A 14,053-nucleotide genomic window follows, 5' to 3' on the forward strand; every position below is an offset into this window, starting at 1 on the left:
GTTTAGCGCTGTGCTGACGTGGGCGGCTTCGCCACGGATGCCGCCGCCATCGGGGATTACTGCGCCAGCGCGCAGTTTACATCCAGAATTTCCTCCGCCGAGCCACGGTTGAACAGGCCGATAAAATCACGCCGCACCGCCAGCAGAATCAGTTCGCCTTGGGGATTGGCGGTCAACGCCAGACCGTAGTTTTCCATCTTATCCCCCCGCGTTTGCACATACTGATTGAGCAGTTTGAACGGATCGGACCGCGTCAGGTCGCTACCGCTCAGCTTGGTTGCCAGATAATCGTGTTCCAGCAACGGCTGACCGAGCGATACCCAGTCGTAACCGAGATGGGTGTTTTGGGCGCGCAGCGTCTGGTAAACCTCGGGTTTCAGGCAGGAAATATGGATATGCAACTGGCCCTGCGTGCGGCCATACAGCGAGTTGATCGCCAGCCCGAGTTTATCGTCGCTGATGGGTTTGCCCATCTGGCTCGATAGCCGGTCGCGGTAGCTCCAGGCGGCGGCAAACCAGGCGGGCGTTCCCGGCTGCAGCAGCACCGGGCTCTCAATACCGCTGATGCGGTCGGTCGGGATCAGCAAATTGTGATACGGGCCGCGACGGTCTTTGAACAAAGCGTAGTGGCCTTGCAGATTGACGTCCAGACAAGGGGCGGGCGAGTGATTTTTCTGCTGGTTGGGTACGCACTGCTGGCTGACGAACTCCCACAGCGCGTTGCCGTTGCCGCGGCGGGCGTAAGGTTGCCAGAAATAGAGCAACAGAGTGACCAGCAATAGCGTAACGATCAAACCGATAAGGTATTTTTGGCGGATCATGGCGCGGCTCCGTAAACGATTATTGCCGTATGGTTATTGATAGCCGGGCGATTGTCGCAAGGTTATTTGTTGCAAGCTGATTCGTCGTATAACGAGACGCGACAAGCGGGCGCAGACAGGCCATATCGTGCCGCGGGCAGATGGCGCGATGATGACAACCGCCTGAGCCGGGCTACCCGGCCGATGCGCCATTGCCGATCAGCGCGCGGATAGCCTGGATGACCTCTTCCACCAGCAGGCTGCGCGCATGTTGCGGGGGGAAAATCGCCAGATAGGCGACGTCGATCTTCGGTTCGAAGGGCTTAATCAACAACCGGGCTTCGCTGGTGCGGGCGGTGATGGCATCGACGATCCCCACGCCCAGCCCGGTGGCCGCCATAACGCAACCATGGCGCAGCGAGGTTTCAATCGGGCTTTGCAGTACCACGTCCTGCGCGGCAATCGCCTGCGCCAACTGTTCCCGCAACACGGTTTTGCGCCCAGGCAAAATCGCACGGTGGTGGTTCAGGTCCTGGAGGGTGATACAGGTGCGCTCCGCCAACGGGTGGCCCGGCGCGATGACGGCGACCGCCTGGGCGACGCCCAGCAAGTCGGCCTGCAATCCTTTAATGGCGGCCGTGCTGTTGATAAACCCGATGTCGTATTGATTGCTGAGCACCATCTCGGTGATCGCCGGCGTGCTTTCCACATCCATCGACAACGCCACATCCGGGTATTTTTTCAGCAGCGAAGGGAAAATATGTTCCGTGCAGAGGTTGGCGAGGGCGGACACCGCGCCGATGCGCAGCACGCTGCCTTTGGCATGACGAATATCGTCCGCTACCCGCAGAATGTGATCGAGCCCCAGATATAACCGTTCGATTTCCCGAAAAAGCTTAAGCGCCTCTTCACGCGGCTCCAGCCCCCGGCCATCCCTGTCAAACAGTTTTAGTTTAACCGCGTACTCGAAATCCTTGATCAGCCGGCTGACCGCCGGTTGGGTGATATTCATGATGTTGGCGGCTTGTGTGATGCCGCCGGTCAGAATCACCTTATGGAATGCTTCAACCTGTCTTAAGTTGATACGGCTCATAGATGTTACCAACCATAATGTTTATTTATGTATTCGGTACAAAATACGATTTTTAATCATTCTAGCCAACACGTAGACTCCATCTATAAGGTTACAGTTTGTCATAGGTTTGAACAAAACATGATAAGCCCGAATGCGAGATGGATCTGAATTAAAGGAGTAACCATGAAAGGAACGTTGTTTGTTGCCGGCCTGATGACGCTGATGCCCATTGCGCAGGCAGCGGATTTGACGATTGGACTGGCGTCATCCACCACGTCGATGGATCCGCAGTTTTATGTCGGCGGCGCTAACAGCGCCATGGCCCGCAATCTGTTTGACGGGCTGGTTAACCAAAACGAAAAACAACAAATTATTCCTGCTCTGGCAGTGTCGTGGCAAGCCATTGACGACACCACCTGGCAGTTTAGATTGCGACCGAACGTCAAGTTTCATGATGGCGCCGATTTTAACGCCCGGGATGTGGTGGCCAGTGTGAAACGCGTCGCGTTGGCGGCAAAAAATAGCCCCAGCGCTTACACGCCCTATGTGGCGGACATCAGCGAGATTCGTGAAATCGACCCGCTGACGGTAGAAATCAAGACCAAGGGGCCGGCGGCGCTGCTGCTCAACAACCTGAGCCGCATCGCCATACTGCCGGCGCGGCTGGCCGACCGGCCGACCGACGTGCTTAACGGCGGTAAAGACGTGATTGGCACCGGCCCGTTCAAATTTGTCTCCTACACGCCGGACGACAAGGTGGTACTGAGCCGTAACGACCACTACTGGGGCGGCAAGGCCGAATGGGACCGGGTGACGTTGCGCGTCATCAAGAACAGTAGCGCCCGCATTGCCGCGTTGCTCTCCGGTGATGTGGACATGATCGAAAGCGTGCCGACGGCGGACCGCGCCACTATCGCCCGGCAACAGGCTTTCGTGACTGAGTCGGTGCCGGGTAACCGTATTTTGTATCTGCACCCGGATCAGGACAGGGACGAGTCGCCGTTTGCCAAAGGCGATGACGGCAAGAATCCGCTGAAAAAAGCGGAGGTGCGTCAGGCGATGTCGCTGGCTATCAACCGCGATGCGCTGGTGCAGCGTATTCTTGACGGCCAGGGGCTGCCTTCGTCGCAACTGGTGCCGCAGGGGTATCCGGGGTATTCCGCCAACATACCGGCGCCGGTTTACGATCTGGCACAGGCGAAACAGAAACTGGCGGCGGCAGGCTACCCGAACGGGTTTACCCTGACGTTCCACGCCTCGAACGATCGCTACCCCAACGACGCCAAAATCGCACAGGCGCTGGGGCAGATGTTCAGCCAGGCGGGCATCAAGACCGAGGTGGTCACCATGCCCGGCAACGTCTACTTCGCCAAGGCGGCGCAGCGTGAATTCAGCCTGGTGATGGGCGGCGCGGCGATTGAAACCGGCGAGGCGTCCGGCGTGCTGGGGCCGTTGCTGGAAACCTTTGGCCCGAATGCCGGTCAGGGAAACCGGGGACGGTATTCGAATGCCGAATTTGACAAGCTGCTGAATCAGGCTCGCGCCACGCTGAATGAACAGCAACGCGATGCCCTGTTGCAGCAGGTAACCGAATTGGCGATAAAGGAGCAAGGGGTCATCCCGTTGCTGTTTCTCTCCAATACCTGGGCAATGAAAAAAGGCTATAGCTACGTAGGCCGCACAGACGGCTACACATTGCCCTATTTCGTTCACAAACAGTAAACGGTGAACCTTTCACCCGCTACTGGTGATGAATGAAAAATGTACACCCCAGATAATTCGAGTCTTACCGCCAACACACCGGCAACTCGACGTATGACGGGGGTAGTGCGATTTTTACGTTAACACCAGGGTTATCCCATCAGGCCGTGTCCCGCTGCATTCCGCGGCGGGACACCCAGCCTGCAACCATCAGGGCAACTCTATGAGCGATTTCTTCGGCGTATTCCCCTATCTGATTGAAAAACCGCGTTTCGACGTCGCCAGCGTATTACAAGGAGTGGGCGCATTGTGAGGTCTATTCCCGTTATTATCGATTGCGATCCCGGCATTGACGACGCGCTGGCATTGCTGAGCGCGTTTGTTGCCCCACAACTGGTGATTGAGGGGATTACCGTGGTCAACGGCAATCAACCGTTGCCCAACACGCTGCGTAATGCGTTGCAGATTGTCGAACTGGGTGAGCGTACCGATATCCCGGTGTTTGCCGGTTGCTGGCAGCCGATGCTGCGTGAACCGATTCACGGCCAGTTTCATGGTAAAAATGGGCTGGGCGACAGCGATTTTCCCACGCCGCGTAAAACGGCGGAAATACAGCACGCGGTCAACTTTCTGATCGCCCGTTGCCGGGCGGCGGCGCACCGCGGCGAGCGTATCACGCTGTGTTCGCTGGGGCCGTTGACCAATCTGGCCAGCGCGTTTTGCATCGCGCCCGACATCGTGGCGGGAATTGAGCGGATTGTGTCGATGGGCGGCGCCTGCCGGGAGTGGGGTAACCGCACCATGACGTCGGAATTCAACCTGCTGGCCGACCCGCACGCGGCGCATATCGTTTTCTCGCAGGATGTACCGATGACGCTGTTGCCGCTGGATGCCACCCATCAGATGATGCTGACGCCGGAGCGCGTCGGCGAACTGGTAGCCAACGCCGGTCGGTTACGCAGCCCGCTGAGTCAACTGATGGCGTTCTGGGATCGTAACGACGTTAAACGTTACGGCTCCCGCGGCGGGCCGCTGCATGACCCGCTGGTGATCGCCTGGGTGCTGCGCCCCGATTTGTTTCAAACTGAACGGGCACGGGTATTCGTGGAACATCAGAGCGAATTGTGCATGGGGCAGAGCGTCATGGATATTTACGGTAAATCCGGCCTGTCGGCGAATGTCGATGTGGTCACCGGTGTGGTGGTCGAGGATGTGTTCCAGTTATTTTGTCGGCTGTTTGCCGCTTATGGAAATACGTGATGATGCGCCAACGAATCATTATTGATACCGACCCCGGCGTAGATGATGCCATTGCGCTGTGGCTGGCGCTGGCCTCGCCGCAACTGGAGGTGTTGGGCATTACGGTGGTGGCCGGTAATGTGGATTTGACCCATACGCTGGCGAACGCCCGGCGGATCGTCGCGCTGTCCGGCCGTGATGACGTGCCGGTGTTTGCTGGGGCGGAGAAGCCGCTGATCGGCCCGCAGCGCTACGGTAAGTACGCCCATATCGGCGCATTCAGCGATGAGCTGGTGCCGGCGGGCGAGTGCCGGGTCGCGCAGGAACATGCGGTGGATTTTATCGTTCGCACCGCGCGGCGGGCAGCGCAAGAGTGCAATCCGATTACCTTTTGCGCCATCGGGCCGATGACCAATCTGGCGCTGGCGTTGATTCAGCACCCGGATGTCGCGCGCGGCATTCGTCAGGTGGTGACCATGAGCTGTGCGTTTACCGCACTCGGCCACCGGACGCCGTGGGCGGAATTTAATGTGTATGCCGATCCGCATGCCGCCGGCCGGGTATTCGGCAGCGGTATCCCGCTGGTTGTCATGCCGCTGGACATGACGTTTCAGGCGCTGATTACCCAACAGGAAATCGACGTGTTGCAGCGTGATGCGGGGCGGCCCGGTCAGGCCATCGCCCGCCTGCTGTCGGCGTTTGACCGCAGCGACATGGCGCGTTTCGGGCGCGAAGGCGGCCCGGTGCATGACGTCACCACCATCGCCTGGCTCCTGCAGCCGTCGCTGTTTGCCGGCCAGGAAGCGCGGGTCGGGGTGACCGTCGCCGGTGAAACCGCCGGGCATACCTGGGCGGATTTTTATGGCAAGCTGTCGCTGGCGCCCAATGCACAGGTGATGCAGTCGGTGGATGAAGCCGGTTTTCTGTCGCTGCTGGTCCGGGGGCTGAGTCGCTACGGCCGGCCGGATGTCCCGGATCGCCCCGCTTAGAGCCTGTTGGGATAGGCTCTTAACCCCTCGCTAACCACAAGGACTTGTCATGGCTCGCTTTTTGCTCAGTCGTTTTCTGCAAACCCTGATAACGCTGGCGGTCATGTCGGTACTGGTGTTCGCCGGCGTTTATCTGGTCGGCAACCCGGTGGATGTGTTGCTGGGCAGCAACGCCACCCCGGCCGAGCGCGAGGCGGTGATTCGTGCGTTCGGTCTGGATAAAACCCTGTGGCAACAATACCTGCTGTTTGTTACCCACGCCTTGCAGGGCGATTTGGGCAACTCCTTCATTTTCAATCAACCGGCGCTACACCTGATTTTGCAACGTATGCCCGCCACGCTGGAACTGGCGCTGGCGGCGTTTCTGCTGTCGCTGCTGATCGGTATTCCGCTGGGGGTGTTCGCCGGCTTACGGCCGGACAGCCTGGCGGCGAAATCGGTGATGACGATATCGATTTTGGGCTTTAGCCTGCCGACCTTCTGGATCGGCATGATGATGATCATGCTGTTCAGCGTGAAGCTGGGGTGGCTGCCGTCGTCGGGGCGGGGCGACACCGTGACGGTGGCCGGGGTGCCGCTGAGTCTGCTGACGGCGGATGGCTGGCAGCACCTGCTGCTGCCCGCGCTCAATCTGGCGCTGTTCAAGATTTCGCTGATTATCCGCCTGACCCGTGCCGGTGTGCGGGAGTGCCTGCAACAGGACTACGTGCGTTTTGCCCGCGCCAAGGGGTTGTCGGAGCGCCGCATCCTGTTGGTGCATGTGCTGAAAAACACGCTGATCCCGCTGATTACGGTAATAGGTCTGGAATTGGGGTCGTTGATTGCCTTTGCGGTGGTGACTGAAACTATTTACGCCTGGCCGGGGATGGGCAAACTGATTATCGACGCCATCGCGGTGTTGGATCGCCCGGTGATCCTGGCTTATCTGATGATGACGGTGGTGATGTTCAGCCTGATCAATCTGCTGGTGGATGTGCTGTACGCGGTGGTGGACCCACGTATTCGGTTAGGAGGTGGGCAATGAGCCTGTCGGGACACTCGGTGCAGACCCCGGCCACCGCGTCGGCGGCGCGTTCGGCGTGGGCGCGTACGCTGTCGGTGCTGTTGCATGACCGGCTGGCGCGGCTGGGGATAGTGGCGCTGACGTTGATTGTCGTGCTGGCGCTGCTGGCACCCTGGATTGCGCCGCAAAACCCGTATGACCTGACCCAACTGATGATTATGGATAACCGCCTGCCGCCGGGTTCCGCCGGTATGGGCGGGCAGACGTACTGGCTTGGCAGTGACGATCAGGGCCGCGACTTGCTGAGCGCCATTCTGTACGGCACCCGCACCAGCCTGATGGTCGGGGTCGCCAGTGCGCTGGCGGCGCTGCTGATGGGGATGACCGTCGGCATGTTGAGCGCCTGGCTGGGGGGGAAAACCGACGCGTTGCTGATGCGTATCGTCGATATCCAGCTCAGCTTTCCGCCGATTCTTATCGCCCTGATCCTGCTGGCGGTGCTGGGGCAAGGGGTGGACAAAATTATTCTGGCGCTGGTGATCACCCAGTGGGCGTATTACGCCCGTACGCTGCGTGCTTCCGCGCTGCTGGAAAGCCGCCGTAACTATGTGGAGGCGGCGCGCGGCATGGCGTTTTCCGCTCCACGCATCCTGTTTCGCCATATGCTGCCCAACTGCCTGCCGCCGCTGATTGTGATCGCCACCATGCGTATCGCTTACGCCATCATGCTGGAGGCAACGCTGTCGTTTCTCGGCATCGGCCTGCCGGTTACCGAACCGTCGCTGGGGTTGCTGATCGCCAACGGCTTTGACTATCTGCTGTCCGGCGATTATTGGATCAGCCTGTTCCCCGGCGTGATGCTGTTGTTGCTGATTGTGGCGATCAACCTGATCGGCGACGCTCTGCGTGATGCACTGAATACCAGACAGGAGGAGTGAGGCGTGAATCAGCCGGTGCTGCGTGTTGAACAACTGAACACCGCGTTTCGGGTCAACGGTGAGTGGCTGAAGGTGGTGCAGGATCTGTCGTTTGAGATTGGCGAGCGGGAAACCGTGGCGCTGGTGGGGGAATCCGGTTCCGGTAAAAGCGTCACCGCGTTGTCCATCATGCGCCTGCTGGCCGGGCCGCAGGTGCAGACCCGCGGGCGGGTGCTGTTCGACGGCCGCGACCTGCTGGCGCTGCCTGCCCGCGAGATGCAGCACATCCGCGGTAATCGCATCGGCATGGTGTTTCAGGAGCCGATGACCAGCCTCAATCCGGTATTGACAATCGGCACTCAAATTACCGAAGTGTTGCGACGCCACCGCGGGATGGACCACGCCGGCGCGCGGGCGGAGGCGGTACGTCTGCTGGAAAGAGTGCGCATTCCCGCCGCCCACTCCCGGCTGGATGAGTATCCGCTCAGCTTTTCCGGCGGTATGCGCCAGCGGGTGGTGATCGCCATCGCGCTGGCCTGCAATCCCCGTTTGTTGATTGTCGATGAACCCACCACGGCGCTGGATGTCACCATCCAGGCGCAGATTCTGGGGTTGATTAAGGCCTTGCAGGAAGAAGAAGGTATGTCGATCCTGTTTATCACCCACGATATGGGGGTGGTGGCGGAAGTGGCCGATCGTACCCTGGTAATGTATCGCGGCGCAGGGGTGGAAATGGCGGACACCCGCCGGCTGTTTCGTGCGCCGCAACATCCATACAGCAAGACGCTGTTTTCCGCCGTGCCGCGGCTGGGCGACATGTCGGATAGCTGTCTGCCCCGGCGGTTTGCGCTGAGTGGGCAGCCGGAAACCGACGTGCTGGAAGATACGGTCAGACCGGGTGAGCCGGTGCTGGCGGTCAGCAATCTGGTCAAACGGTTTGAGGTGAAAAGCGGCTGGCTGCGACGGGTGACCGGCCGGGTGCACGCGGTGGAAAACGTGTCGTTCAGCCTGCAACCGGGGGAAACCTTGTCGCTGGTGGGCGAATCCGGCTGTGGCAAGTCCACCACCGGGCGCGCTATTTTGCGGTTGCTGGAGCCGAATGGCGGCGCGGTATCGCTGTGCGGCGAGAACATGCTGAGCGCCGATAAATCGGCACTGGCCGGTTTGCGCAGGCGGGCTCAGATGATTTTTCAGGACCCGTACGACAGCCTCAACCCACGGCTGACGGTGGGCAACGCGATTGCCGAGCCTATGGTAAGCCACGGCCTGGCGTCAGCGCGACAGGCGCCGCAAAAAGTGGCGGAACTGCTGGAAAAAGTGGGGTTGCAGGCCGACATGGCCGGGCGCTATCCGCACCAGTTTTCCGGCGGGCAGCGGCAGCGTTTATGTATCGCGCGGGCGTTGGCGCTTAATCCGCAGGTGATCATCGCCGACGAAGCGGTGTCGGCGCTGGATATGACCGTCAAGGCGCAAATCGTCAACCTGCTGCTTGACCTGCAACAGCAACTGGGGCTGGCTTATCTGTTCATTTCTCACGACATGGCGGTGGTCGAGCGCATCAGCCATCGGGTCGCGGTGATGTATCAGGGCGAAATCGTCGAGATAGGCCCGCGTCAGGCGGTATTCAACACCCCGCAGCACCCGTATACCCGCCGCCTGCTGGCCGCGGTGCCGGTGCCCGACCCGGAAAAACGCGTGCGTCGATCGCTGCTGGCGGAAGAGTTACACAGCCCATTGCGTCCGCTGGGGTATCAGCCACCGGCGCGCCGTTACCGGCAGGTCGGCGACGGCCATCTGGTGCTATTATCCTGAGCAACTATTATCCTGAGCAATGAAGCGTCGCCTCTGAAAGGAAAATGCAGCATGAAAATAATGATGCCGATGGGGATGGTGCGATGGGGTCTGGGAGGCGGTAACGACATGCCGGTGAGGGCGCTTCTATTGATAGGCGTTTAATCAGGAGAGTGGCTCGTCATATCCATCAAGAGAAAGAGAATGCCTTGGTGCTTCCCTTATTTTATTGCGTATTGCTGTTAAACCTCACGCGTCGGTCATTTTACATCTGCCCTATTTATACCTGTCATACTTCTTTATATCGTCACACTTCACGTTGCAGGCGCGTTGGCTTTATATAGGCAGGTAATAACAACCCACATAATCAAATCTGCCATTTATCACAGGGTACGGAACAATTATTGCGGGAAAATGGTGGATAAATGAGCGGTGGTCTATGCTTTTTAAAACAGGAAGATGCAGCAGATGACGTGAGACACATATTTTTCTTTTTGATGGTGTATAAGAAGTAAGAGTTATTTGAAGCACGTCCGCGATCGCGTAGAGTGGAGAAAGGGCTATCAGCCTGATTTACCTGCATTACTGAAGTTGCCTTATAACCATACATTAATAATTATTTGCATTGAGGACAGAATGGATAAATTTCAAAGAGAGATTGAGGAAAGAACTAATCTTACCTCATCCAACAAGTTTGAATTGTTATTGTTCCGTTTGGGATCGGCCACGGGTGAAGGGCCATCCGAGCTGTTCGGTATCAATGTGTTCAAGCTTCGTGAAATCGTTCCGATGCCAACCTTAACCAAGGCTGCGGGTATGGCTCCACCGATGCTTGGTATGATTAATATTCGCGGGCAAATTATTCCCGTTATCGATCTTCCGGCGGTGGTGGGGTGTGCGGCGAGTACCGGTCGCAATATCCTGCTGGTGACGGAATATGCACGCAGCACCCAGGCTTTTGCAGTTGAATCCGTTGATGACATTGTTCGTCTTGACTGGAGTCAGGTCAATACGGCCGAAGCGGGGGTCAGCAATACCTATATCACCAGTATTGCACGTCTGGACAGCGACCCGTCGAGCAACCGTCTGGCGCTGGTGCTGGATGTGGAGCAGATCCTGCACGATATCATCCCCACCGAACGTGAAATCAAGATTGAGAGCGTCGAAGAGAAAACCTTCCACCTGAAACCGGGAGCGGTGGCGATTGTCGCTGAAGACTCCAAAGTCGCGCGTAATATGCTCGAAACGGGGCTGAAGGTGATGAATATTCCCTACATCATGCATATCACCGGACTGGAAGCCTGGAACAAGATCAAGTTGATGGCGCAGGAAGCGCAGGCGGAAGGTCGGCCGATTTCAGACAAAATCGCCTTTGTGCTGACCGACCTGGAAATGCCGGAGATGGATGGGTTTACACTGACGCGTAATATCAAACGTGACGAGGCGCTGAAGCACATTCCCGTTATCATCCATTCTTCGTTGTCCGGCACGGCCAACGAAGACCATGTCCGCAATGTCGGCGCGGATTCGTATGTCGCGAAATTCGAAATCAATGAACTGGCGGCGGCAATCCACAAAGTGGTGGATCGCGTGAAACCGACATCCGCCAGATAAGGTCAGTACGTCTGCACGGCCCCGTGTCGCGTTGATTCGGCACGGGGCCGTTATTTTTCCGGCGGTGTTTCCTGCCGATATTCCTTCGTTAGCCTTTGCCCACATTTTCCTGCCATCCCGTCAGTACGTTTCTGCGCTTGTGCCGCCGTCGCCATGACCGGGTTGTTCACGACTCGCCGTATCAGCGAGTGAAAAGCGCCGGGTTGATCACAATTCGCGTTGCCGCGGGTGAAGGTGGAGAACCGCGCCCCACCTGCGCTGGCGCGGTCATCATCTACGGTATGCCAGTTATCTTTACTCTAAAGCTAACGATCGCGTTAGCGGCTTGATTGAAGCAGGATGCGCCGGAGAACATACTTTCCCCAGACCAAGGCAAATCAAAATGATGAGCTGAATCAGGAGGTTAATAATGTTGTCTGGGCAAACGTCACCGCGGGTCTGGAATACGCGCCGCAGTGAAAAACAACGGCGCAAAGCGTCGATACCCGTTTCGGGCAAGGTGCTGCCTACGGAACATCTTGCCGGGATGCTGGAGAAATTGATCGCGCCCGGCGATAAGGTGGTGCTGGAAGGCAATAACCAGAAGCAGGCCGATTTTCTTTCCCGCACGCTGGCAGAGGTCAACCCCCAGGTGGTGCATGACCTGCACATGATCATGCCGAGCGTCGGGCGCAGCGAGCATCTGGATATCTTTGAGAAAGGTATCGCCCACAAGCTCGATTTCTCCTTCTCGGGCACGCAAAGTCTGCGCATTTCACAACTGTTGGAAGACGGCGCGCTGGAGGTGGGTGCTATTCATACCTATATCGAACTCTATTCCCGTTTGTACGTTGATCTGATCCCGAATGTGGCGCTGGTGGCAGGGTATAAAGCCGACCGCAAAGGCAACCTGTACACCGGCCCGAGCACCGAAGACACCCCGGCGCTGGTTGAAGCCGCTGCATTCCATGACGGCATCGTCATCGCGCAGGTGAATGAACTGGTGGATGACGAAACGGATTTGCCGCGCGTCGATATTCCCGGCTCCTGGATTGATTATGTGGTGGTCGCCGACAAGCCGTTCTTTATCGAACCGCTGTTTACCCGCGATCCGCGGTTGATCAAACAAGAACACATTCTGATGGCGATGATGGCCATCAAAGGCATCTACGCCGAGCATCAGGTGCAGTCGCTCAACCACGGCATCGGTTTCAACACCGCCGCGATCGAGCTGCTGCTGCCGACTTACGGCGAACGGCTGGGGCTGAAAGGCAAAATCTGTAAACACTGGACGCTTAACCCGCATCCGACTCTGATCCCGGCGATTGAAAGCGGCTGGGTCGACAGCGTTCACTGCTTCGGCGGCGAACTGGGGATGGAAGCCTATATCGCCGCCCGGCCGGATGTGTTCTTCACCGGTGCCGACGGGTCGATGCGTTCCAACCGCGCGTTTTGCCAACTGGCGGGGCAGTATGCCGTCGATATGTTTATCGGCTCGACCTTGCAGGTCGACGGGCTGGGCAACTCGTCTACCGTCACCAAAGGCCGTCTTTCCGGGTTCGGCGGCGCGCCTAACATGGGGCACGACCCGCACGGCCGCCGTCACGCTACACCGGCCTGGCTGGCGATGATTAACGAGCCTGACCCGATGCAGCGCGGGCGCAAGCTGGTGGTGCAAATGGTGGAGACCTTCCAGGCCGGCGTTAAACCGACCTTTGTGGAAAAACTCGATGCGGTGGAGGTGGCGAAAGCCGCCGGTATGCCGCTGGCGCCGGTGATGATTTATGGCGACGACGTGACCCATGTGCTGACCGAAGAGGGGATTGCCTACCTCTATCGCGCCAACAGTTTGGAAGAACGCCGGGCGATGGTGGCGGCGGTGGCCGGGATCACCGACATCGGGTTGGGTGTAGATGCGCAGCGCGTGGCGGAATTTCGCCGCAGCGGCAAGGTGGCCTACCCGGAGGATTTAGGGATCCGCCGTACCGAAGCCACCCGTTCGCTGCTGGCGGCCGGCAGTGTGGCCGAGCTGGTGGAATGGTCAGGCGGTTTGTATAACCCGCCGGCGAAATTCCGGAGCTGGTAAATGAAAACGCAGCGACAGTCCGATGCACCCGGCTACGCCCAGTGGCTGGCCGCTACCGCGACGCATTGCCTGATAGACGAAGCGCGGCTCAGCCCTAAACCGGGGCTGGTCGATAGCCGCGGCAGCGGCGCGCATCAGGATTTGACGCTCGCACTGATGGAACGCTCCGCTCACAGCCTGACCGCCACTTTTCATACGCTGGCGCTCCAGAGCTGGCAATGCCCGGCGGATACCGCGTTACGGCAAATCGTCGGCCGGGTAGGGCGCGAAGGCGAACGGCAGATGATGCTGGCGACCGGCGGAATCAATACCCACCGTGGGGCTATCTGGGCGTTGGGTCTGTTGGTCAGCGCGGCGGCGATGCTCGGCGGCCTTGGCGATGTTGAGGCTATCACCGACGCAGCGGCACGGCTGGCTCGGCTGCCGGATAACGGCGCGCCGACGGTATTCAGCAAAGGGCGGCTGGCGACGCAGCGCTATCAGGTGCCGGGGGCGCGGGAAGAGGCGCAGCAGGGCTTTCCGCATATTACCCGGCTGGCGTTGCCGCAACTGCGACGCAGTCGGCGTCGGGGCGCCAGCGAGACCGAAGCACGGCTGGATGCGCTGATGGCGGTCATGACGTCGCTGAGCGATACCTGCGTGCTGTCGCGCGCCGGGCTTGACGGATTGCAGGCCATGCAGCATGGCGCGCGGGCGGTACTGGCGGCGGGCGGCGTGTCTTGCCCTGCCGGCCGCCAGGCGCTGGCGCAACTGGATACACGTATGCTGGCGCTAAACGCCTCCCCCGGCGGTGCCGCCGACTTGCTGGCCGCCACGCTATTGCTCGATGGTATCGCACAGCCATCTTTATACGATTAAG

The 14,053-nt window shown here is 59.0% G+C and carries 11 protein-coding genes; 9 read left to right on the forward strand and 2 right to left on the reverse strand.

The window, feature by feature from the left end:
- Positions 1 to 56: 56 nt before the first annotated feature.
- Entirely contained in the window at positions 57 to 821 is a 765-nt protein-coding gene (locus DCH402_RS07510) for a CDP-diacylglycerol diphosphatase (RefSeq protein ID WP_040000553.1), read from the reverse strand.
- Positions 822 to 993: 172 nt separating this feature from the next.
- On the reverse strand, positions 994 to 1,893 hold the full coding sequence (locus DCH402_RS07515; RefSeq protein ID WP_040000554.1) for a LysR substrate-binding domain-containing protein: 900 nt from the start codon (positions 1,891 to 1,893) through the stop codon (positions 994 to 996).
- A gap of 165 nt (positions 1,894 to 2,058) precedes the next feature.
- Between DCH402_RS07515 and DCH402_RS07520 the strand changes: the two genes are divergently transcribed.
- The 9 genes from DCH402_RS07520 to DCH402_RS07560 all read left to right on the forward strand — a co-directional run bounded on the left by DCH402_RS07520 (position 2,059) and on the right by DCH402_RS07560 (position 14,052).
- The gene (locus DCH402_RS07520; RefSeq protein WP_040000555.1) at positions 2,059 to 3,597 is read left to right on the forward strand and encodes an ABC transporter substrate-binding protein; all 1,539 of its coding nucleotides are present in this window, start codon (positions 2,059 to 2,061) and stop codon (positions 3,595 to 3,597) included.
- A 288-nt stretch (positions 3,598 to 3,885) separates the two neighbouring features.
- Complete coding sequence (locus tag DCH402_RS07525) at positions 3,886 to 4,836, forward strand: nucleoside hydrolase (RefSeq protein ID WP_040000556.1); 951 nt, start codon at positions 3,886 to 3,888, stop codon at positions 4,834 to 4,836.
- Positions 4,836 to 5,804, forward strand: a complete 969-nt coding sequence (locus DCH402_RS07530; RefSeq protein WP_040000558.1) for a nucleoside hydrolase — start codon at positions 4,836 to 4,838, stop codon at positions 5,802 to 5,804. Before DCH402_RS07525 ends, DCH402_RS07530 begins: the two co-directional genes overlap by 1 nt.
- Before the next feature lie 49 nt (positions 5,805 to 5,853).
- The gene (locus DCH402_RS07535) at positions 5,854 to 6,828 is read left to right on the forward strand and encodes an ABC transporter permease (RefSeq protein WP_040000559.1); all 975 of its coding nucleotides are present in this window, start codon (positions 5,854 to 5,856) and stop codon (positions 6,826 to 6,828) included.
- Positions 6,825 to 7,745, forward strand: coding sequence for an ABC transporter permease (locus DCH402_RS07540; RefSeq protein ID WP_040000560.1), 921 nt, complete (start codon positions 6,825 to 6,827; stop codon positions 7,743 to 7,745). The genes DCH402_RS07535 and DCH402_RS07540 overlap by 4 nt, the downstream gene beginning before the upstream one ends.
- Positions 7,746 to 7,748: 3 nt before the next feature.
- Positions 7,749 to 9,536: an ABC transporter ATP-binding protein gene (locus tag DCH402_RS07545; protein ID WP_040000561.1), complete on the forward strand. Its 1,788-nt coding sequence runs from the start codon at positions 7,749 to 7,751 to the stop codon at positions 9,534 to 9,536.
- A gap of 615 nt (positions 9,537 to 10,151) precedes the next feature.
- On the forward strand, positions 10,152 to 11,129 hold the full coding sequence (locus tag DCH402_RS07550; protein ID WP_027712451.1) for a chemotaxis protein: 978 nt from the start codon (positions 10,152 to 10,154) through the stop codon (positions 11,127 to 11,129).
- A gap of 409 nt (positions 11,130 to 11,538) precedes the next feature.
- Entirely contained in the window at positions 11,539 to 13,194 is a 1,656-nt protein-coding gene (mdcA, locus tag DCH402_RS07555; protein WP_040000562.1) for a malonate decarboxylase subunit alpha, read from the forward strand.
- Positions 13,195 to 14,052: a triphosphoribosyl-dephospho-CoA synthase gene (locus DCH402_RS07560; RefSeq protein WP_040000563.1), complete on the forward strand. Its 858-nt coding sequence runs from the start codon at positions 13,195 to 13,197 to the stop codon at positions 14,050 to 14,052.
- The last annotated feature ends 1 nt before the right edge of the window (position 14,053 follow it).

The organism is Dickeya chrysanthemi NCPPB 402 (assembly GCF_000406105.1).
In the GTDB taxonomy this organism is placed as follows: Bacteria; Pseudomonadota; Gammaproteobacteria; order Enterobacterales; family Enterobacteriaceae; genus Dickeya; species Dickeya chrysanthemi.